We start from the raw sequence: 20,433 nt of genomic DNA, 5'->3' as shown, positions 1-20,433 counted from the left end.
GGGCCCGCGACAACTGCCGGACTAGGACTTGGTCCCCAACAGGCCACGCAGCGTCTGCTGGATATCGGCTGGCAGGACCACCGTCTTGGCGTTGTCGCTGGTGGCCAGCTTTTCCATGGCATTGATATAACGCTCGCCCAGCAGATAGAGCACCGGCGTCGGTTCGTTGCCCACGGCTTCGGAGATCTTGCTCAGGGCGGCGGCGGAGGCCTGCGCCAGGGTCACCTGGGCCACACTGTCGCGCTTGGCGGCTTCGAGACGGGCATCGGCCTCCAGGATGGCGGCCTGCTTGGCGCCTTCGGCCCGGGTCACCACCGCCTTGCGCTCCCGCTCGGCGGCCGCCTGCATTTCCATCGCCGCCTGCATCGACGGGGTCGGCTTGAGCTCCTGCACCTCCACCGCCTTGACGGTGATGCCCCAGTCCACGGTCTGCTCGGCCATGCTGACCCTCAGCCGCGCCTTGATCTCGTCTCGCGAGGACAGCGCCTGGTCCAGTTCCATCTCGCCGATGATGGCGCGCAGCGAGGTCATCGCCAGGCTGGTGATGGCCTGGGCATAGTCTTCCACGCCATAGGCCGCCTTGGCCGGATCGACGATCTTGGCGAAGCACAGGGCATTGGCCAGGATCACCGCATTGTCGCGGGTGATGACCTCCTGTTGCTGCACATCGAGGATCAGGTCCTTGGTGCTGAGGCGGTAGCTGACCTGATCCATGTAGGGGATGAGGAAATTCAGCCCGGGCTTGAGGGTGGTGCGGTACTTGCCGAGGCGCTCGACGATCCACTCCTGCCCCTGGGGCACCAGGCGCACGCCCTTGGCGACGGTGACGACGATGAAGACCAGCAACAGCAGGGCGACGATAAGACTGACACTCATGGACGATGTCCCTATGGATGGAAGACGTCAGGATTGACGGGCGACCTTGACCAGGTTGCCTTCGAAGGCGAGCAGTCGAACCCACTCGCCGGCCGCGATCTCGGCATCGGCCAGGCAGGGCCATTCATCGCTGCCGAGGATGGGTTTCTGGAAGCGCACGCGGCCACGGGCGAAGGGGCCGACCGCCGCGACCAGTAGGCCGATCTCGCCCAGATGGACGTCGGCGCTCCAGTCCTCACCGGGCTTGCCACGGTCCTTGCCATAGCGAAACCAGAGAAATACCGCCACCAGCGAGGCCAGACTCCAGACCAGCAGTTGCACGGCCAGCGCCAGCTCCGGCAGTACCAGCAGCAGTACGCCGACCAGCAGGGCGCCCAGGCCGAACCAGATCAGGAAAAAGGCCGGCACCACCAATTCGCTCAGCATCAGGCCGACGCCCAGCACCAGCCAGTACCACCATTGCACGTCCATTGCCGCTCCTTCCAGGTAACGCCACAGCATGGCCGCTGCTGCGCTCATCCGCCACTAGGGCCTCCGAGTGGTACCGAGCGCCCGATGAAGTGGCGCCCTGTCGCGCAGGCGCGGCTGAGACGGCGCCACTGTCGAAGCCCAACGAACTGGGGGTCGAACCCGGGGACTGTTGGGCTTCGCTGCGCTCAGCGCCAACCTACGGGCGGATTCCGTAGGTTGGGTTGAGACGGCTTCATCGTCGAAGCCCAACGGGCCGGGGTCGAGCCTGGGCACCGTTGGGCTTCGCTGCGCTCAGCGCCAACCTACGGGCGGATTCGTAGGTTGGGTTGAGACGGCTTCATCGTCGAAGCCCAACGGGCCGGGGTCGAGCCTGGGCACCGTTGGGCTTCGCGGCGCTCAGCGCCAACCTACGGGCAGGCTCCGTAGGTTGGGTTGAGACGGCTTCATCGTCGAAGCCCAACGGGCCGGGGTCGAGCCTGGGCACCGTTGGGCCTCGCGGCGCTCAGCGCCAACCTACGGGCAGGCTCCGTAGGTTGGGTTGAGACGGCTTCATCGTCAAAGCCCAACAAGGCGGGGTCGAAACCGGGCACCGTTGGGCTTCGCTACGCTCAACCCAACCTACGACGCTTGGTCCTGCTGGAACACCAGCACCTTGAGGCCACCCTCGGCGTCCTCGTCGGCGAATTCCGGTGGATTGGCCAGGCGCTCGACGAAGGCCAGTCCGGGGGCCTCCTGGGCCATGCCAGCGATGAGGAAGTCCGCGCCGACGCCGGGGTCGTTGACGCAGGCCAGCACCCGGCCACCGGGGGTGAGCAGTTCGGGCAGGCGGCGCAGGATGCGCGCGTAGTCCTTGGTCAGGGCGAAGCTACCCTGCTGGAAGCTGGGCGGATCGACGATCACCAGGTCATAGGGTCCCAGCTTGCGCACCTTGCCCCAGGACTTGAACAGTTCATGGCCGAGAAAGCTGACCTTGCCCAGCTCATGGCCATTGAGTCGGTGATTCTCGCGACCGCGGGTCAGGGGCCCGCGGGCCATGTCCAGATTGACCACCTGGTCCGCGCCACCGGCCAGGGCGGCCACCGAGAAGCCACAGGTGTAGGCGAACAGATTGAGGATGCGCAGACCGGCGGCCTGTTCGCGCACCCAGCGGCGGCCCAGGCGCATGTCTAGGAACAGCCCCATGTTCTGGTGGCGGGTGAGGTCCAGGCCGAACTTCAGGCCGTCTTCATGGATGACGTGCTCGCCCACCGGCGCGCCGATCAGCGCCTCGCTGGCGGCGTCCAGGCGATAGCGATGCTGCAGCAGCAGGCTGCGGGCGCCACTGGCGCGCCACGCCGGGGTCTCGCCCAGGACGGTCAGAGTCGTGCGCAGGGCGTCCAGCTCGGCGGCGGGCAATTCGCGAAACAGCCCTACCCGCAGCACGCCTTCCAGCCAGTCCACGGTGAGTTGTTCCAGCCCCGGCAGCAGCCGGCCACGGCCGTGCACCAGCCGGCGCGCCTCGACGGGTGGCGAATCGAGGGCGGCGAGCAGCAGCGCGGAGAGGTGGGCAAGGGTGGCGGTATTCATGGGCGGTCACGACGGCAAAGGAGCGGCATGCTACGGCAAAAGTGCCGGGCTCGCCTCCCGGCACAGGCCCGCCAGGTGTCTGCCGGCAATTGGCGACGAAGGCATTTGGGCGCGCCGTCGCCAACGAACCGACCAGTCCGATGAAAATATGTCTCAGGCGGTAACGACTCGCAGTTGTATCCACTTTGTAAGCCGCCCTAGAATCCGCCTCCCCGAACTCCAGGACGATAACAATGCGCCGGCTGGCCCCTGCTCTCTATCTGCTGCCCCTCTGTGCCCTCCCCCTCGCCGGTCATGCGCAGGAGCAGACGGAAGATTCGCCCCAGGCGCTGTCCGACCTCACCATCGTCGGCACGGCCGAATCACCCACCGGTCCGGTGCAGGGCTACAAGGCAGAGCGTTCCAGCAGTGCCACCCGTACCGATACCCCGCTGCACGAGACGCCCCAGTCGGTGAGCGTGGTCTCCCGCGAAGCCCTCGACGACCTTTCCGCCACCCGCCTGCAGCAGGCGCTGGACCAGGCCGGTGGCGTCGGCCGTGGCAACAACTTCGGCGGCCAGGGCCTGACCAGCTACACGGTGCGTGGCTTCACCAGCTCCGAGTATTTCCGCAACGGCTTCCCCATGAATCGTGGCTATCCCAGCGCGCCGGATGCCGCCACCCTGGAGCGGGTCGAGGTCCTGCGCGGCCCGGCCGCGACCCTCTATGGCCGCAGCGATCCGGGCGGCACCTTCAACGTGGTCACCAAGCAGCCGCTGGGCGAGCGCAAGACCACCCTTGGCAGCCAGTTCACCGACCAGGGCCAGAAACGCGGCACCCTGGACACCACCGGCCCGGTGGACGAGGACGGCCGCCTGGCCTATCGCCTCAACCTGATCGCCGAGGGCGGCGACACCTTCCGCGACGATGTGCACACCGAGCGCTACGAAGTCGCCCCGGTGCTGAGCTGGCAGGCCACCGACGCCACCCTCATCACCTTCGAGGCGGACATCATCCGCAGCAACGCCCCGCTGGATCGCGGCCGCACCAACTACCTGACCCAGCGCGCCGAGGCCAGTCGCTCCACCAATGCCTGGGAAAAGGGCACCACCAACCTGTTGCACAGCGACAGCGAGGCCTATCAGCTGCGCTTCGAGCACCAGTTGAACGACGCCTGGACCCTGGCCGGCGGCTTCCAGTACCTGGACGGCAGCCTCAAGGGCAATGCCGTGGAAGCCAACGGCGTGCAGGCCGACGGCGTGACCCTCGGCCGCAACTTCAACTACCGCAAGCTGGAGTGGAGCGATCGCGACCTGCAGCTGAACCTGACCGGGCGCTTCGACACCTTCGGCCTCGGCCACACCCTGATCACCGGGATCGAGGTGGAAGACTACGACTATCAGTCGATCATCCAGCGCTCCCCCGGCGGCACCGATGTCTATGCGGTCAACCTGGTCGATCCGGTCCTCGGCCAGCCGCGCCCGGCCCTAACCCGTACGCCCACCCACGACCACGAGACCCTCAAGACCTGGGCGGCCTTCGTGCAGGACCAGATCGCCCTCACCGAGCGTTTCAAGGTGCTGGGTGGCGTGCGCCTGGAACGCTTCGAGCATGACTACGACAACTTCGTCGCCGGTGGTCAGAGCTGGTCCAACGCCGACAACGCGGTTACCCCGCGCCTGGGCGTCAGCTACGACCTCACCCCGGAACTGGCCCTCTATGCCAGCGCCTCCAAGTCGTTCAAGCCCAACACCGGCGCGGCGCGCCTGGGCGGCGGCTTCGATCCCGAGGAAGGCAAGGCCTACGAGGTGGGCATGAAGTGGGCGGCGCTGGACGGCCGCCTCAGCGTCGACACGGCGATCTTCCATACGGTCAAGGAAAACGTCCTGACCCTGGACCCGGTCGATCCGAATTTCAACGTCGCCGCCGGCGAGGTGCGCAGCCGCGGCTTCGAAGTCAACGTGACCGGCGACCTGACGCCCAACTGGCGCATCCTCGGCGGCTACGCCTTCACCGATGCGGAAGTCACCAAGGACAACACCCTGGCCCGCGGCACGCGCCTGACCAATATCCCGCGCAATGCCGTCAACCTGCTCAACGTCTACGAATTCCACGACGGTGCACTGCGCGGCCTGGGCCTGGGTGCCAACCTCAAGTACGTGGGTGAGCGCGAAGGCCAGAAGACTGCGGTCAGCGACTACAGCATGGACAGCTACACGGTCACCGACCTCTTGAGCTTCTACAAGGTCGACGAGCACCTGCGGCTGAACCTGGACGTGCGCAACGTCTTCAACAAGGGCTACGACGAGAGTTCCTGGAACGCCTACAGCTATCCGGGCGAGCCGCGGACGGTGCAGGCCGGTTTCACCTACACCTTCTGACGCCCTACCCTCTGCAGCCCCGCGGTCAGGCCTCGCTGAAGGCCTGACCGGTCAGCGGCTGGACCACCGGGCGGCCCTGGCGGTCGTGGAGGATGTCCACCGCCACGCCGTAGGTGGCTTCCAGCAGGTCGGCGGTGACGATGGCGGCGGGTCGGCCGGCGGCCAGCAGGCCACCGTTGACCAGCACCAGCAGCGAATCGGCGTACTGGCAGGCCAGGTTGAGATCGTGCAGCACCACCACGGTCACCCGCTGGTGCAGCCGGGTCTCGTGGCGCACGCGATCGAGCAGGTTGATCTGGTGCCGCAGATCCAGCGCACTGACCGGTTCGTCCAGCAGCATCACCTCGGGTTCGCGCATCAGCACCTGGGCAAAGAACACCAGCTGCCGCTGACCGCCACTCAGGGCGCCCAGCTGGCGCGAGGCCAGATGGCCGATACCCACTTCGTCGAGCTTGCCCAGCGCCCGTTCCAGCAGCTCATCATCCAGGTGCAGGGTCAGCCGTTCCAGGCTGCCCATGGCTACCGTCTCCAGCACCGACAGCGCCGCCTCGGCATGGGAATCCTGGGGCATGTAGGCCACGCCCTGGCGCCAACCCTCGCGCTGACCGCGCAGCGAAGCCCCCGCTACCAGCCGCCGCTCGCCGCGCTCGATATGCCCGGCCGCCAGCGGCAGGTCACCGGCCAGGGCGCGCAGCAGGGTGGTCTTGCCGGTGCCATTGGGGCCGAGGATCACATGCACCTGCCCCGCGTGCAGCTCGGTGCAAAGTCCGGAGATCACGGTGCGGTCGCCGCGCTTCAGCGCGAGGTCCTGGAGGCGGATCATAGGCTGGACCTGCGCGGGGCGAAGATGAGCCAGAGCAGAAAGGGCACCCCGACGATGGCGGTCACGATGCCCACCGGAAACAGCGCCCCGGGCAGGATCGACTTGGACAGCACCGAGGCAGAGGACAGCATCAGGGCGCCGCAGATGGCCGACAGCGGCAGCAGGAAGCGCTGATCCTCGCCCACCTGCCAGCGGGCGATATGGGGCGCGACCAGGCCAACGAAGCCGATCACCCCGACGAAGCTGGTGGCCGTGGCGGTCATCACCGCCACCAGGATCAGCACCTTGAGGCGCAGGCGGCGGATGTCCACGCCCAGGCTCTCGGCCCGGGCCTCGCCCAGGCGCAGGGCGGCCAGTTTCCAGGCATCGCGCAAGAGCAGGAGGCAGCACAGCAGGGTCACCCCGGCGACGATGGCCAGGGTGGTCCAGGTGGCGCGGCCGAGGCTGCCGAACAGCCAGAAGAGGATCTGCTGGGAGAGCTCCGGCGAGGAGAGGAACTGCACCAGCGACAGCAATGACTGGAAGAGGAACAGCAGGGCGATGCCGCCGAGGATGATGGTGTCGCTGCCGGTGCGCTTGAGCGAGGCCAGGGCGAAGAGAAACAGCGCCGCCAACATGGCGAAGGCGAAGGCCCCCAGCGGCACCCCGATCAGCGCGCCCAGGCCGAAGCTGCCCAGTGCCAGGCTGAGAGCGGCGCCACAGCCGGCGGCGGCGGCCATGCCCAGGGTGTAGGGGCTGGCCATGGGATTGTTGAGCAGCGTCTGCATCTGCGCCCCGCCCGCACCGAGGGCGGCGCCCACCGCCAGGGCCATCAGCGCCACCGGCAGGCGCAGGTCGCGGACGATGGCGTCGGTCATCGGCTGCCGCGCGCCAAGGCCGGTCAGCGATTTGAGCACCTCCAGCGGCGAGAGCAGCGAGGGCCCGGTGGCGATGTCCAGCACCAGAGCCGCCAGGGTCAGCAGCAGAAACACCGCGCAGGCGCGCCAGCGGCGGCGCTCGCGGGCGCGCTGCTCGGCGATGGCGTTGCCATGGCTGGCGCTCGCGGCCTCGCTCATGGCGTCAGGCCTATGGCAAAGGTGCCCTGGGGCTGGATCGGCATGTAGCGGCGGTAGTATTCGCGGTAGTTGGCCATGGGATCCACGTCCTGGAACAGATCCGGATAGAGCTGCTTGGCGATGAACTGCAGCATGGCGAAGTCTTCCAGGCTGCGCGAGGCGCCCTGGTAGACGCCATACAGACGCCCGTCGCGGATCGCCGGCAGATTGGCCCAGCCCGGTCGCTGCATGAAGGCGCGCAGGTGGCTGCGGGCGTCGTCGACGGTCACGCCGGGGCCCATGGGCAAGGCGGTGGGATTGCTGTTGTCCTCGCGCCCGGAGATGAAGATTACCTCCGGCTGGGCCATGAGCACCTGCTCCGGATTCATCACCCCCCACCACTGGATGAAGGGCGCGGCGATGTTGTCGCCACCGGCCAGGGTGACCATGGCGCCCCACATGTTGCGGCCGTAGGTGAAGGAGTATTCGGCCGGACCCTTGTTGCCGAACTCGGCATAGACCCGCGGCTTCGGACGATGAGCGGCCGCGATACGGGTCTGGATGTCCTGCACCACCTTGGCATAGAAGTCGGCCAGCTCGGCGGCACGCGTCTCCTGGCCGGTGATGACGCCGAGCAGGCGGGTGGAGGCCAGGTGGCGCTCCAGGGTCTGGGCGTTGTAGTCGATCGCCACCACCGGGATGCCGAGTTGTTCGAGGCGCTTGACCTCGCTGTCCAGCGCCTGGAATTGCCAGGCGGCCAGCACCACCAGATCCGGCTTGAGGGCGAGGACCTTTTCCACCGAGAAGCTGTTGTTTTCCGTCTCCCCCACATCGGGAAGGCTGGCCAGGGAGGGTCGGTGGGCGACATTGAGCGCCCAGTTGGCCGGCACCTTGCGCTCCCAGGCGCCGCGGGAGACACCGACCACCGCGTCGAAGGCCTGCTCGCCGCCCACCGCCAGGTAGTCGCCATAGTGGAAGCCCAGCACCACCCGCTTGGCCGGCGCCTCGATCGTCAACGTGCGCCCGAGGACATCGGTGACCTGGCGCATCTCGGCAAAGGCCGGAGCAATCAGAAAGCAAGCGATAAGCGTTACCAGCCGGACAGCCCACTGCCCGCTGTGCGCGAAACCTTTCATGGAACCCCTTGGACGTCTGCACCCGCTCCAGGAGCCTGCTCATAATCTCGCGAGCTAGAGCCAAACAAGGCGAAAAGGCCTGAGGAAGCGGATCGGACTCGCGCTCGAGTTTACTTAAAGTAAATGAGCATTCCGACCGGGCTGGCGACCCAGGGGGTTTTCAACGCTGTTTGGCCGACGCGCAGCAGATTATGGACAGGCTCTGGGCGGGTGACTGCGAAGCTAGCAAAGGGTGCAACTTTACGCGGTGGCAGTGCCTGCGCCTAGCGCCTGCCACCGGCAAAGGGGAAGCCGTCGACGCTAGGTGGCATCGGCGTGGCTGACCACGCCCTTGATCAGCACCGCCAGGGCGGCAAGACCCGCCGGCAGGAGCAGCGCGGTGAGCACCTGGGTGAAGGTCCAGCCCAGGCCCAGCAGGGTCGCGCCCATCCAGGCGCCGGTGATGGCGCCGAAGCGGCCGATGCCGAGCATCCAGGACACCCCGGTGGCGCGGCCATGGGTCGGGTAGTAGCGCGCCGCCAGCGAGGGCATGGCCGACTGGGCGCCGTTGATGCACATGCCGGCCACCAGCACCAGGGTGGCGACCAGGGCGACCTGGCCCAGGCTCTGGCCGACGCAATAGGCGAAGATCCCAGCCAGCACATAGAACAGGCCGATCACCTTGTGCGGATTGAATCTGTCCATGGCCCAGCCGACGAACACCGCGCTGAGCACCCCGCCGAACTGGAACAGCGCGCCGATCAGGGCAGCCTGCTCCAGGCTGGCGCCGGCGTCGCGCATCAGCGTCGGCAGCCAGCTGGTGAGCAGATAGACGATCACCAGGCCCATGAAATAGGTCAGCCACAGCAGCAGGGTGCCGGCGCTGTAGTTGCGGTTGAAGATCACCGTGAAGACGTTGCCGGTCTTAACCGACTTCTGCTCGGGCACCACGAAGTGGCGCGCCTCGGCGGCCTCGCGACCGATGGGCGCCAATACCCGGCGGATGCGCTCGGCGCTCTTGCCGTGCACCACCAGATAGCGCGCCGACTCCGGCAGCCACAGCAGCAGCACCACGGCCAGCGCCAGCGGCAGCACGCCGCCCAGCACCAGCAGGCTGTGCCAGCCGTAGGCCGGGATCATCCAGGCCGAGACGAAGCCGCCGCCGGCCATGCCCAGGTTGAAGCCGCAGAACATGCTGGTCACCAGCAGCGACTTGAGGCGCTCGGGGGTGTATTCCGAGAGCAGCGTGGTGGCGTTGGGCATGGCGGCGCCCAGGCCCAGTCCGGTGAGGAATCTCAGGATCACCAGCTGTTCGAGGTTGGCGCTGAAGGCCGACAGCAGGCTGAAGCCACCAAAGATGAAGGTGGCGACCACCAGCACGCCCTTGCGGCCGAAGCGATCGGCCAGCGGCCCGGAGCCCAGGGCGCCGAAGACCATGCCGCCCAGGGCGGCGCTCATCACCGGCCCCAGGCTAGCCCGCGGGATGCCCCACTCCACCGACAGCGCCGGGGCGATGAAGCCCATGGCCGCGGTGTCGAGGCCGTCGAGAAAGACGATGAGAAAGCACAGGGCGACGATGCGCCACTGGTAGGCGGACAGCGCCTGGCGATTGATGAAGTGCTGGACATCCAGGGTGCCGGCTGTCGCCGTGGCCGAAGAGTCGGCCAGGGGCACGGCGCCCGCGAGGGTTTGCGTCATGGTGGTCTGCTCGTGTTGTTGTTATCGGCGGATTGCGCCACTGCGCCGACGTTAAGCCCACCTCGAACAGCTGACAATTCGATTATCGGCGATATGGCCGATAATCGACCAGATTCGCTAGTGAAACAGCCGGGTACTCAACTCCTGGCTGGCCGCCAGCAGCACCGGCAGGAAGCGCGTCTCCAGTTCCTGACGACTGACCCGACTGGCGTGGGTGCCGACGTTGAGCGACGCCAGCACCTGGCCGGCGGCGTCTCTCAGGGGCACCGCCAGGGATCTCAGCCCCACCTCCAGCTCCTGGTCGACGATGACGTAGCCCTGCTGGCGCACCTGGCCCAGGCACGCGATGAGCGCCGGCGGCTGATAGAGGGTGCGGCTGGTCTTGGCCTGCAGGTCGGCGTGTTCCAGGTAGTCGTGCAGGGCGGCATCGTCCAGGGCAGCGAGCAGGATGCGGCCCATGGAGGTGCAATAGGCCGGCAGCCGGCTGCCGACGCTGAGGTCCACCGAGATCAGTCGCTGCGGCGTCGCCGAGCGGGCGATGTAGAGGATTTCGTCGCCTTCCAGGGTGGCCATGGAGCAGGCTTCGTGCAGTTGCTCGCTGAGGCGATCGAGCACCGGCTGGGCGGTGACCGCCAGCGGCGTCGACGACAGATAGGCGTGCCCCAGGGTCAGCACCTTGGGTAGCAGCGAGTAGGTGCGGCCGTCGGTGGTGACGTAGCCCAGCTTCATCAGGGTATGCAGGCAACGACGCACCGCGGCACGCGGGATCTCGGTGCGATGGCTGATCTGGGCGATGGTCAGCTGGCGCTTGCGCTCCTGGAAGGCATGGATGACCGCCAGGCCGCGGGCCAGGGAGGTCATGAAGTTGGGGTCGCCGGTGAAGGCTTCGATGCGCTTGGCCGGCGAGGCGATGATGGGCGGCGCGGCCAGTGGCGGCAGGCCCGTGGCGTGAGCGGTGCGGTTATCGTCCATCGGACCGGTCCTCGGCAGGCTTTTGATCGATTATCGAGCGACGGGGCGATTATCGCAATCGCATTTCTCCTGGTGCCCGCTGACGCGCAGGAGCTTCCCGGTGCATGCTGAGGCTTCCCGCCCAGCCGCCTGGATGCCTGCCGATGAAGACCCTGGAAGATCATCTCAGCCAGTACGCGAGCTACCACCGCGATCCGCGCAACATCGCCAGCCACTTTCCCGGCATCCTGCTGATCGTGCTGGCGGTGGCCATCCTGCTGTCGCGACCGGTTTTCAGCCTGGCCGGCTGGCCGCTGTCGCCCGCGGTACCGGTGGCCGGGGCGGTGGCGGTCTTCTACCTGCGCCTGGATCGGCCGCTGGGGCTGCTGATGGGCGTTCTGCTCGGGCTTGCCCTCTGGCTGGGTGCCGCGCTGGCGGCCCGGACCACGGGCGTCTGGCTGGGCTGGGGGCTGAGTCTGTTCCTGGTCGGCTGGGCCATCCAGTTCGTCGGTCACCACTACGAGGGGCGCAAGCCGGCCTTTCTCGACGACCTCGCCGGCCTGGCCATCGGCCCGCTGTTCATCGCCACCGAAGCGGTCTTCTGGCTGGGTGGTCGCCCGCAGCTCAGGCAGGCGATCGAAGAGCGGGCCGGCCCGGTGCGGCGTCGTCAATCCAGCCGATAGCGGATCGTCGGCCGACCGTCGGGGCCGTCCAGCGTCACCTGCGCCTTCACCCCCCAGACCTGCTGGATCAGCGCGGCCGTCAGCACCGCGGCCGGGGCGCCTTCGGCGACCAGGCGGCCGTCGCGCAGCACCGCCAGGCGGTCGCAGAACAGCGCGGCGAGGTTGAGATCGTGGATCGCCAGCACGCAGGTCGCCGGCAGGCGGCGGACCAGGTCGAGGATCTCCAGCTGGTGCTGGATATCGAGGTGATTGGTGGGTTCGTCCAGCAGCAGTTCGCTGGGCTCCTGGGCCAGGGCGCGGGCGATCTGGGCGCGCTGGCGCTCGCCACCGGAGAGGCTGTGCCAGCGCCGTGCCGCCTTGTCGACCAGGCCGACCTGAGCCAGGGCGCGCTGACAGACCTCGGCGTCGCGCGCGCTCCAGGCATCGAGCAGGCCGCGATGGGGCGTGCGCCCCAGGCGCACCACCTCGGCCACCGAGAGATCGGCCTCGGTACCGGCCTGCTGCTCCACCAGGGCGACCCGCCGTGCCAGGTCGCGCCGGCGCAACTCGGCCAGCGGCAACGCGTCGAGACTGACCCTGCCCTCCTCTGGCCGCCGCAGCCCGGCCAGCAGCCGCAGCAGGCTGGACTTGCCCGAGCCATTGGGGCCCAGCAACCCAAGCACCCCGCCGGGCGGCACCTCAAGGGTCACCCCGGCGAGGATCGGCTGGCCGCCGGCGCTCCAGGCCACGTCCCGCGCGGCGAGGCTCATCGGACCTCCCGCGCGCGGTAGAGGATGAAGGCGAAGGCCGGCGCACCGACCAGGGCGGTGACCACGCCGATGGGCAGGGTCTGCTTGGCCACCAGGGTGCGGGCGACGATGTCGGCCAGCACCATGAACAGCGCGCCGATCAGGGCGCAGGTGGGCAGCAGCCGGCCATGCCCCGGACCGACCAGGAAGCGTGCCACATGGGGGATCACCAGGCCGACGAAGCCCACCGCGCCCACCAGGCTGACCAGGCAGGCGGTGATCAGGCCGGTGACCGCCAGCAGCAGCAGGCGCAGCGGCCCCACCGCCACGCCGAGGCTGGCGGCGGCGTCTTCGCCAAAGGCGAAGGCATCCAGCGCCCGGGCGCAGGCCAGGCACACCAGCAAGCCAGCGAGCACCACCCCGGCGGCCAGCCAGACGTCCGGCCAGCGCACCCCGGCCAGGCTGCCGAGCAGCCAGAACATCACGCTGCGCGCCTGCTCGGCATTGGCCGCGGTGGCGACGATATAGGCGGTCAGGGCATTGAACAGCTGGGACGCGGCCACCCCGGCGAGGATGATGCGGGTGCTGCCGCCACTGCCGAGAAAGGGCAGCACCACGGTAAAGGCCAGCACCGCGCCAAGAAAGGCGCCGAGGGACACGCCGAGCATCCCGCCACCGACCCCCAGCAGCATCACCAGCACCGCGCCGGTGGAGGCGCCGGCCGACAGCCCCAGCACATAGGGTTCGGCCAGGGCGTTGCGCAGCAGCGCCTGGAGGATGGCGCCGGAGACCGCCAGGCCGGCGCCGCAGCAGGCGGCCACCAGGGCGCGGCTGAGGCGGTATTCCCAGACGATGCCCTGGACGATGCGCTCCACCGGATAGGGCCCCAGGCCGAGGCCGTTGGCGATGGCCTGCAGACTGGTCAGGGGCGCGATGGGCATCTCGCCGAAGGACGCCGCCAGCACCACGCTCGCCGCCAGCGCCAGCACCGCGGCCAGGCCCAGCAGCCAGCGCCAGGGTCGGGCCCCCTCGGCCGCCAGGGGCAGACTCATGGTTGCGGCTTGGCCAGGTCGGCGGCCAGGGTCTCGACGCTGTCCACCACCCGCAGCGAGGGATTGAGGGTCGGGGCGTCCACCACCAGCAGGTGGTTCTCGCGCACCGCGCGCAATTCGCGGGTCAGGGGATCGCTGCGCAGGAAGGCCAGCTTCTTGTCCACGTCATCGGCGGGATAGAGACGGCGATCCATGCGCGCCACGACGATATAGTCAGGGTCCAGACTGGCGATGCGCTCCCAGCTCACCGCCGGCCATTCCTCGGCGCTGTCGACCACGTTGCGCAGGCCCAGGGCGCGGGCGATCCAGGCCGGCGCGCCGAGGTTGCCAGCGACCCAGGGATCCCCTTCCAGCCGCGGACTGGAGAACCAGAACAGCACCGAGCGCCCCCGGACCCCGGCGGCCTTGGCCTGCTCGCCAGCGGCGGCGATACGGCGGTCCAGCTCGGCAACCAGCTGCTCGCCGGCCGGCTGCACATCGAGGATGGCCGCCAGCTCCTGGGCCTCGCGGGTCACCAGTTGCATGTCGAAGGGCGCGCTGCGGCTGCCATCGCTGTTGGAGTCGGCGGTCACCGCCTTGCCTTCGCAATCGCTGGGCGCCACATAGGCGGCGATGCCCAGCGTGGCGAAGCGCGGGAAGTCCGCCACCTCGCCGCCGGGGCCGACGTGATAGGTGTACTGGGCCGCCACCAGATCCGGCCGGGAGCCGACCACGGCTTCGAAGCTGGGGGCGTTGTCAGCCAGCCGCGGAATGTCCTTGCCCGCCGCCTGCAGGTCCGCGGGCAAGCCGCCGAACCAGACGCCGGTGCCCACCAGCCGCGCGCCCACGCCCAGGCGCAAGAGCAACTCGGTACTGGCCTGGCCCAGACTGACCAGGCGTTGAGGCGCGCGCTCGAAGACCAGGTCGCGGCCGCAGTTGTGGATGGTCAGCGGATAGGGGGTGGCCGCCTGGGCGGTAAGGGAGGATACGGACAGCAGGCCGGCGGCGAGCAGCGGCAGAAGACGACGAAACATGGACTCTCCTCGGGATGACGCGTCCCTGGTGGATGATGGATGTCCCCTGGCAAGGTCTGGCTCACTTCTCGCGAAGCTCACAGTGGCGCGACCGCGCCGGAGTTGCACCGGCTTCCCGCCAGGGAACGGAAAGGTCGCCGAGGGTGAGCCAGCGGCGACCAGGATTCAAGCACTAAATGTTACTTTATAACAATTCCGTATCGTACCAGCGCGGGGTATAGACCCATTCGCCGCCGTCGGCCCGCGGAAAGCGCCGGGTATGGCTGGAGCCGAGGATCACCAGGGTGCGTGAATCCACCATCTCGCTGCGCAGGGCGCCGAGGCTGGTGTATTCGAGACCGCCACCGGGACGGCCGACGTCGCGACCGAGGATCACCGGGGTGTTCGCCGAGCGGCAGCTGCGCAGGACGTCCAGCGCCCGGTCCAGCTGATGCGGTCGGGCCTTGGAGATGGGATTGTAGAAGGCCATGGCCAGGTCCGCCGCGGCGGCCTGGCGCAGGCGCTGCTCGATCACCGTCCAGGGCTTGAGGTTGTCGGACAGGGAGATCAGGCAGAAGTCGTGACCCAGCGGCGCCCCGGCCAGGGCGGCGCTGGCCATGGCCGCGGTGATGCCCGGCAGGATCTCCAGCTCCACCGCCGCCCAGCGCGGGTCGGCGGCGCCCTCCAGCACCTCCAGCACCGCGGCGGCCATGGCGAAGACGCCCGGATCGCCGGACGACACCATCACCACCTGGCGCCCGCTGGCGGCCAGTTCGAAGGCATGGCGGGCGCGCTGCAATTCTTCTCGATTGTCGCTGGCATGGGCCAGCTGGTCCGGACGCAGGGGACCGGCCATCTGCACGTAGGTCGCGTAGCCGAGGACGTCCTCGGCCTGGTCCAGGGCGCGGCGTACCACCGGAGCCATGAGTTCGGCCGCGCCGGGGCCGAGGCCCACCACGCTGAGGCGGCCACGGCGCTGGCCGAGGTCATCGGCGTCCAGCGGCCGGTCATGCAGGTGCAGGGCGAGGCCCTGGGCCTGGGCCCGTGCCACGGCCGCCTGGGCGAATTCCGGGGTACGGGCGTCGACGAATCTCAGCGGCAGCTCCAGCGCCTGGCTCAGCTCGGCCAGGCCGGGCGCTGCCATGTCGGCCGCCTGAGCCAGCAGCACCGCCACGGCCCCGGTGGCATAGCCGGTGCTGGCGAGCAGCGCGGTAATGGCGGCGGCGGTGGCATCGGCGCTTACCGCCACCAGCACGGCGCGGGGGTGGATCAACAGGGTATGGTCGTCGGCGCTGGTCAGGGGCGAGACCAGGATGCGTTGCCGTGCCTCGGGATCGCGGGCCAGGGGCACCTCATCCAGCCAGGGCGCCTCGCCCTCGATGCGGACCGGGGCGCCGGCCAGCAGATCGGCGACCCGGTGCTTGGCCACGTCGACATCGGCCAGGGCATAGCCGGCCGGCGGATCGAGCAGGCAGGTGCCGAATCTCAGTTCGCCGCTGGTGGTGATGGCCGGGGCCACGTCCAGCAGCCTACCCAGCTGACGGGCCAGGCGATTGGCGCCGGCCAGGCCGCCCAGCAGCGGCACCACGGCGCTGCCGTCCTCGGCCACGGCCAGCACCGGCGGCTCGGCGGTCTTGTCATCCAGCACGGACGCCAGGCTGCGGATGACGATGCCGGCGGCGCAGAGCACCAGCAGCGGGCGCTGCTGGCGATAGAGGTCGCGCAGGTGGTCGCCGAAGGCGCTGTAGCTGACATCGCCCTCGACCCGCCCGGCCAGGCCGTGTACCAGGCTGCCCGGCAGGCCGGCCTGCAGGCGGCGGGCGGTGGCCAGGGCACCGGGGCCGAGGATGACGATGGCCGGGCTCAACCCTTCCATTTCACCCCCGGCACCACCACCAGCGAGAAATACGGCGAGGCCATGGGCTCGACGGCGTCCAGCGCGACGATGCGCTGGTTGTCCATGGTGGCGCGCTCGATGTAGCGGGCGCGCTGGTCCAGGCCCAGGTCGCGCAGCACCTGGCGCACCTTCTCGAAGTTGCGCCCGAGCTTCATCACCACGGCGGCGTCGGCGCTGGCGAGGCGCGCCTTGAGCTCCTCGGCGGAAAGCACCCCGGAGAGCACTGTGAGGGTCTGGTTGCGATAGACCAGCGGCAGGCCGAGCATGGCCACGCCGCCGAGCATGGAGCAGACCCCCGGCACCACCTGGGCCTCGTAGCGCTCGGCCAGGCGGTCGTGCAGGTACATGTAGGAGCCGTAGAAGAAGGGATCGCCCTCGCAGATCACCGCCACGTCGCGGCCGGCGTCCAGATGGTCGGCCACCTGGGCGGCGGCGGTGTCGTAGAAGTCGGCGATCACCGTCTCATAGGACAGCGGCGGCGCCAGCTTCTCGGTGGTCACCGGATAGACCAGCGGCAGGCGCTGCTGGCCGTCCAGCAGATAGCCCTCGATGACGCCATAGGCATTGCCGCCCTGGCCCGCGTTGGCCTTGGCCTTGGCGACGAAATAGGCCACCACCGGCGCGCCCTGCAAGAGGCGCAGGGCCTTCACGGTGATGAGTTCCGGATCGCCGGGGCCGACGCCCAGGCCGAGCAGGCGGCCCGCCATCACTCCACCTCCGTGGCCAGGGCGTTGACCGCCGCGGCGGCCATGGCACTGCCACCCCGCCGGCCGCGGACGATGACATAGGGCACGCCGCGGCTGTCGGCGGCCAGGGCGTCCTTGGACTCCCTGGCGCCGACAAAGCCCACCGGCATGCCGAGGATCAGCGCCGGCTTGGGCGCGCCGGCATCGAGCATCTCCAGCAGATAGAACAGCGCCGTGGGGGCGTTGCCGATCACCACCACGCTGCCGGCCAGGTGCCGCCGCCAGCGCTCCAGAGCCACCGCCGAACGGGTATTGCCCTGGGCCACGGCCAGTTCGCGGATGCCTTCGTCGTGCAGGGTGCAGATCACCGGGTTGTTGGCCGGCAAGCGGGTGCGGGTGACGCCCTCGGCGACCATGCGCGCATCGCAGAGGATGGGCGCGCCGGCCGCCAGGGCCGCGCGACCGGCCGCGCCAGCGCCCGGGGAAAAGGCCAGGTCCTGGACCACGTCGACCATGCCGCAGGCGTGGATCACCCGCACGGCGAGCTTTTCCAGGTCGGCGGGGATGGCCGAGAGATCGGCCTCGGCGCGGATGGTGGCGAAGGATTGGCGATAGATCGCCTGGCCGTCGCGTTCGTATTCAAGCATCACTGGGACTCCGGGCCAGCCAGGCGGCGGCCTCGTCGAGGGATAGATGGGTGGCGCGTCGCCGGCCCGGACCGGGCTGGGTGGCGTCGCGCACGAAGAGGTCATAGCGGCCGGGAGCCACCGCCAAGAGGGTATGGGCCGCCTGGCCGGCCAGGGCGCAACTGCGCGGGCAGCCGGAGAGATGCACCTCCACGTCCGCCGGCAGCCGCTCGGCCAGGCGCAGGGCATCGCCCTTGGTGTCGGCCTGGCCCTTGGCGCAGCCCTGGCTGCCGGTGCAGGCGATCAGCCGGGCCAGGGGCGCGGCGGGATCGGTGGTCAGCTCCAGGGTGGCCAGAGCGCCGAGCAGCTCGGGGGCCCTGTCGACCGGCACGTCGGGCAGCAGCAGGCCCTGCCAGGGGGTCAGGTGCAGCGCGCCCTCGCCGAGGTGCTCGGCCAGGTCGGCGAGGGCAGCTAGGCTGGTTGCCGGCAGTCGGCCCAGGGCGGGCTGGGCGCCGACCCAGCAGCGACCCGGCTGAAGCTGGGGATGACTGCCCAGGCGCAGCGCGGTTGCGGCCGGCGCACGAGGGCTGCGCGGAACCGGCAGCAGATCCAACCCCGCCAGCAGTTCGGCGACCGGACGCTGCGCCAGCAGCTGGCGCAGGCGGCCCTGCTCGGGACCGGCCAGGTCGAGAAAGCGATGCAGCAGGCGCGCGACGGTCGCCACCTCCTGGCCCGGGTCGATCAATCCAACCGGCGCATCCAGCGGGATACCGGCGAGACCGAGCAGGTAGCCTTCGGGGCGAGCCGACAGCCAGACATCATGGGGATGGTCGAGCCGCGCCAGGGCTTCGCCGCCGTCCAGTTGCAGGGCGAACTTGGGCGACAGGCCATGCAGTCGGCGGTCACCCTCCAGCAGGGCGAGCAATTCGGCGGCCAGGGGACGGACATCCTGCAACTGCTGCGGATCACGCCCCGCCGCCGGGCTGAGCAGCAGATTGCGCACGTCGTCGGCGGCCGGATCGGCCGGACCCAGACCGGCGGCCTGCAGCGCGGCCACCAGGGCGTCGGCGCCATCCGGGCGCACGCCACGCAATTGCAGGTTGGCTCTGTTGGTCAGCTCCAGTACCCCATTCGCCCAGCGCTCGCTGGCGGCGGCGATGGCCCGCGCCTGGCCTGCCGTGAGTCGCCCGCCCGGCAACTTCACCCGGCACAGGCCGCCATCGCGCGCGGGCACGATGCGCAGCAGCCCCGGACAGGCCGAAGGCCGCGGGACGAGGGCGGAGGGAGAGGGAGGATTCACGGCGGAAGGTCGGGCTGAACGGGAAAGACGTTATTATGCCCGCTTTGCCCGACCCCTTGAAAACGCCCGGTCGGCTGACGTTCGATGAGGTGTGTTCATGATCCCCTGGCTGACCGTGGTGGGTATCGGCGAAGACGGCTACCCCGGCCTCGGCAAGCAGGCCCGCCGCGCGCTGCTGGACGCCCAGGTCATCATTGGCGGTCCACGCCAGCTGGCGCTGCTGCCACCCTGCCTTCGCGCCATCCGCGAGCCCTGGCCGCAACCCTTCGCCCTGGCCCCGGTCCTGGACCGTCGCGGCACCCCGGTCTGCGTGCTGGCCAGCGGCGATCCCATGCTGTTCGGTGTCGGCGCGAGCCTTTCGCGCCAGCTGTCGGCCGACGAACTGCAGGTGCTGCCGGCGCCCTCCTCCTACTCCCTGGCCGCGGCTCGCCTTGGCTGGCCGTTGCAGGAGGTCGCGTTGGTGTCGGTGGTGGCGCGGCCCCTGGCCGGGGTGGTGTGCCACCTGCATCCCGGCGCCCGCCTGCTGGTACTGAGCAATGACGGCCACAGCCCTGCCGCCCTGGCCGCGCTGCTGGTGGACCAGGGCCTTGGCGCCAGCCAGCTGCAGGTGCTGGAGCACCTGGGCGGTCCTCTGGAGCGACGGATCAGCGGCCGCGCCCAGGACTGGTCGCTGGCGGAGGCGGCAGCGCTCAACCTGGTGGCCATCGAGGTCCTGAGCGAGACCGGTGAAGCGGGACTGCCGCTCACCCCCGGTCTGCCGGACAGCGCCTATCGCCACGACGGCCAGCTGACCAAGCGAGACGTGCGCGCGGTGACCCTGTCACGCCTGGCGCCGCGCCCCGGCGAATTGCTGTGGGACGTGGGCGCCGGCTGCGGCTCCATCGGCATCGAATGGGCGCGCAGCCATCCCCGCTGCCGGGTGCTGGCCATCGAGGCCGACGCCGGTCGCCAGGCCCATATCCTCCACAACCGTGACCTGCTCGGCGCCCCGGCGCTGCAACTGGTCGCCGGCCAGGCCCCGGAGGCCCTAGCCGGTCTGGCCACCCCGGACGCCATCTTCATCGGCGGTGGGCTTACCGAGCCGGGGGTACTGGACAGCTGCTGGGCCGCCTTGAAGCCCGGCGGTCGCCTGGTCGCCAATGCCGTGACCCTGCAGACCGAAGCCGCCCTGGTGGCCTTTCGCGAACGCCACGGTGGTGACCTGACCCGGTTGCAGGTGGCCCAGGCCCAGCCGCTGGGCGCCTTCGATACCTGGCGCGCGGCGCTGCCTATCACCTTGCTGGACGTGGTGAAGCCGTGAGTGGCCGTCGCTCGGCAAAAGTAGAGAGGATGATTGGGTGTGCCTCCTTCATCTCTGAAGACGGTGAGCGGCGCCTGGCCCCCTCACCCCAACCCTCTCCCCGCGGGGGCGAGGGGGTCGCTGGGTGGTGGCCTGGAAATCTGGTGTCCGGGCTGACGCTCATGACTCTTGCTGAGCACCCTGTGATCATCGGCGGGCAAGCCGCCTACGAGACCAATACGCCTATTCCGCAGCTCGATCCCAGGCACTGGCTTTGCTCCCCTCTTCCCCCAGGA

The 20,433-nt window shown here is 69.4% G+C and carries 18 protein-coding genes and 1 riboswitch; of the genes, 3 read left to right on the top strand and 15 right to left on the bottom strand.

Translation table 11 applies throughout. The annotated features are described in order from the left end of the window. Window positions 1-21: 21 nt before the first annotated feature. The 3 genes from AABM56_RS02910 to AABM56_RS02900 all read right to left on the bottom strand — a co-directional run bounded on the left by AABM56_RS02910 (window position 22) and on the right by AABM56_RS02900 (window position 2,913). The gene (locus AABM56_RS02910) at window positions 22-876 is read right to left on the bottom strand and encodes an SPFH domain-containing protein (RefSeq protein ID WP_133862275.1); all 855 of its coding nucleotides are present in this window, start codon (window positions 874-876) and stop codon (window positions 22-24) included. Between the two features lie 27 nt (window positions 877-903). Beyond that, complete coding sequence (locus AABM56_RS02905) at window positions 904-1,347, bottom strand: NfeD family protein (protein WP_133862276.1); 444 nt, start codon at window positions 1,345-1,347, stop codon at window positions 904-906. Between the two features lie 618 nt (window positions 1,348-1,965). Beyond that, window positions 1,966-2,913: a class I SAM-dependent methyltransferase gene (locus tag AABM56_RS02900; RefSeq protein ID WP_133862277.1), complete on the bottom strand. Its 948-nt coding sequence runs from the start codon at window positions 2,911-2,913 to the stop codon at window positions 1,966-1,968. A gap of 233 nt (window positions 2,914-3,146) precedes the next feature. Between AABM56_RS02900 and AABM56_RS02895 the strand changes: the two genes are divergently transcribed. After that, the gene (locus AABM56_RS02895) at window positions 3,147-5,273 is read left to right on the top strand and encodes a TonB-dependent siderophore receptor (RefSeq protein WP_133862278.1); all 2,127 of its coding nucleotides are present in this window, start codon (window positions 3,147-3,149) and stop codon (window positions 5,271-5,273) included. Between the two features lie 25 nt (window positions 5,274-5,298). Here the strand turns inward: AABM56_RS02895 and AABM56_RS02890 are convergent, their stop codons facing one another. From AABM56_RS02890 to AABM56_RS02870, 5 genes are all read right to left on the bottom strand, one after another. Continuing rightward, a complete protein-coding gene (locus tag AABM56_RS02890) occupies window positions 5,299-6,096 on the bottom strand; it encodes an ABC transporter ATP-binding protein (protein WP_133862279.1) in 798 nt (265 codons plus the stop codon). Continuing rightward, window positions 6,093-7,151 carry an iron ABC transporter permease gene (locus tag AABM56_RS02885; protein WP_133862280.1) on the bottom strand — a complete coding sequence of 353 codons (1,059 nt, stop codon included), beginning with the start codon at window positions 7,149-7,151 and terminating at the stop codon, window positions 6,093-6,095. Before AABM56_RS02885 ends, AABM56_RS02890 begins: the two co-directional genes overlap by 4 nt. Then, on the bottom strand, window positions 7,148-8,266 hold the full coding sequence (locus AABM56_RS02880) for an ABC transporter substrate-binding protein (RefSeq protein WP_178083928.1): 1,119 nt from the start codon (window positions 8,264-8,266) through the stop codon (window positions 7,148-7,150). Before AABM56_RS02880 ends, AABM56_RS02885 begins: the two co-directional genes overlap by 4 nt. 300 nt (window positions 8,267-8,566) lie before the next feature. Continuing rightward, entirely contained in the window at window positions 8,567-9,943 is a 1,377-nt protein-coding gene (locus AABM56_RS02875) for an MFS transporter (RefSeq protein WP_133862281.1), read from the bottom strand. 117 nt (window positions 9,944-10,060) lie between these two features. Next, window positions 10,061-10,915 carry an IclR family transcriptional regulator C-terminal domain-containing protein gene (locus tag AABM56_RS02870; protein WP_133862282.1) on the bottom strand — a complete coding sequence of 285 codons (855 nt, stop codon included), beginning with the start codon at window positions 10,913-10,915 and terminating at the stop codon, window positions 10,061-10,063. Window positions 10,916-11,058: 143 nt separating this feature from the next. Between AABM56_RS02870 and AABM56_RS02865 the strand changes: the two genes are divergently transcribed. Continuing rightward, a complete protein-coding gene (locus AABM56_RS02865) occupies window positions 11,059-11,577 on the top strand; it encodes a DUF962 domain-containing protein (protein ID WP_133862360.1) in 519 nt (172 codons plus the stop codon). Here the strand turns inward: AABM56_RS02865 and AABM56_RS02860 are convergent. The 7 genes from AABM56_RS02860 to cobG form a co-directional block, all read right to left on the bottom strand. Next, the gene (locus tag AABM56_RS02860) at window positions 11,562-12,326 is read right to left on the bottom strand and encodes an ABC transporter ATP-binding protein (RefSeq protein WP_133862283.1); all 765 of its coding nucleotides are present in this window, start codon (window positions 12,324-12,326) and stop codon (window positions 11,562-11,564) included. The two genes, AABM56_RS02865 and AABM56_RS02860, sit on opposite strands and share 16 nt — an antisense overlap. Further along, window positions 12,323-13,357, bottom strand: a complete 1,035-nt coding sequence (locus AABM56_RS02855) for an iron ABC transporter permease (RefSeq protein WP_133862284.1) — start codon at window positions 13,355-13,357, stop codon at window positions 12,323-12,325. The genes AABM56_RS02860 and AABM56_RS02855 overlap by 4 nt, the downstream gene beginning before the upstream one ends. Then, window positions 13,354-14,370: an ABC transporter substrate-binding protein gene (locus tag AABM56_RS02850; RefSeq protein WP_133862285.1), complete on the bottom strand. Its 1,017-nt coding sequence runs from the start codon at window positions 14,368-14,370 to the stop codon at window positions 13,354-13,356. The genes AABM56_RS02855 and AABM56_RS02850 overlap by 4 nt, the downstream gene beginning before the upstream one ends. Window positions 14,371-14,400: 30 nt before the next feature. After that, window positions 14,401-14,548: riboswitch (cobalamin riboswitch) on the bottom strand. A 6-nt stretch (window positions 14,549-14,554) separates the two neighbouring features. Next, window positions 14,555-16,225, bottom strand: a complete 1,671-nt coding sequence (gene cobJ, locus AABM56_RS02845; RefSeq protein ID WP_166655932.1) for a precorrin-3B C(17)-methyltransferase — start codon at window positions 16,223-16,225, stop codon at window positions 14,555-14,557. Further along, the gene (locus AABM56_RS02840; RefSeq protein WP_133862286.1) at window positions 16,213-16,953 is read right to left on the bottom strand and encodes a precorrin-2 C(20)-methyltransferase; all 741 of its coding nucleotides are present in this window, start codon (window positions 16,951-16,953) and stop codon (window positions 16,213-16,215) included. Before AABM56_RS02840 ends, cobJ begins: the two co-directional genes overlap by 13 nt. After that, window positions 16,953-17,579, bottom strand: coding sequence for a precorrin-8X methylmutase (locus AABM56_RS02835; RefSeq protein ID WP_347883824.1), 627 nt, complete (start codon window positions 17,577-17,579; stop codon window positions 16,953-16,955). Before AABM56_RS02835 ends, AABM56_RS02840 begins: the two co-directional genes overlap by 1 nt. Further along, entirely contained in the window at window positions 17,572-18,858 is a 1,287-nt protein-coding gene (cobG, locus tag AABM56_RS02830; protein ID WP_317630269.1) for a precorrin-3B synthase, read from the bottom strand. Before cobG ends, AABM56_RS02835 begins: the two co-directional genes overlap by 8 nt. A gap of 97 nt (window positions 18,859-18,955) precedes the next feature. On the opposite strand from cobG, the gene cbiE reads away from it, so the two are divergent. Further along, window positions 18,956-20,158, top strand: coding sequence for a precorrin-6y C5,15-methyltransferase (decarboxylating) subunit CbiE (cbiE, locus tag AABM56_RS02825; RefSeq protein WP_133862289.1), 1,203 nt, complete (start codon window positions 18,956-18,958; stop codon window positions 20,156-20,158). The last annotated feature ends 275 nt before the right edge of the window (window positions 20,159-20,433 follow it).

Source organism: Pseudomonas aestiva, from assembly GCF_039908605.1.
In the GTDB taxonomy this organism is placed as follows: domain Bacteria; phylum Pseudomonadota; class Gammaproteobacteria; order Pseudomonadales; family Pseudomonadaceae; genus Chryseomonas; species Chryseomonas aestiva.
This window is presented reverse-complemented; position numbering and strand designations above follow the sequence as displayed.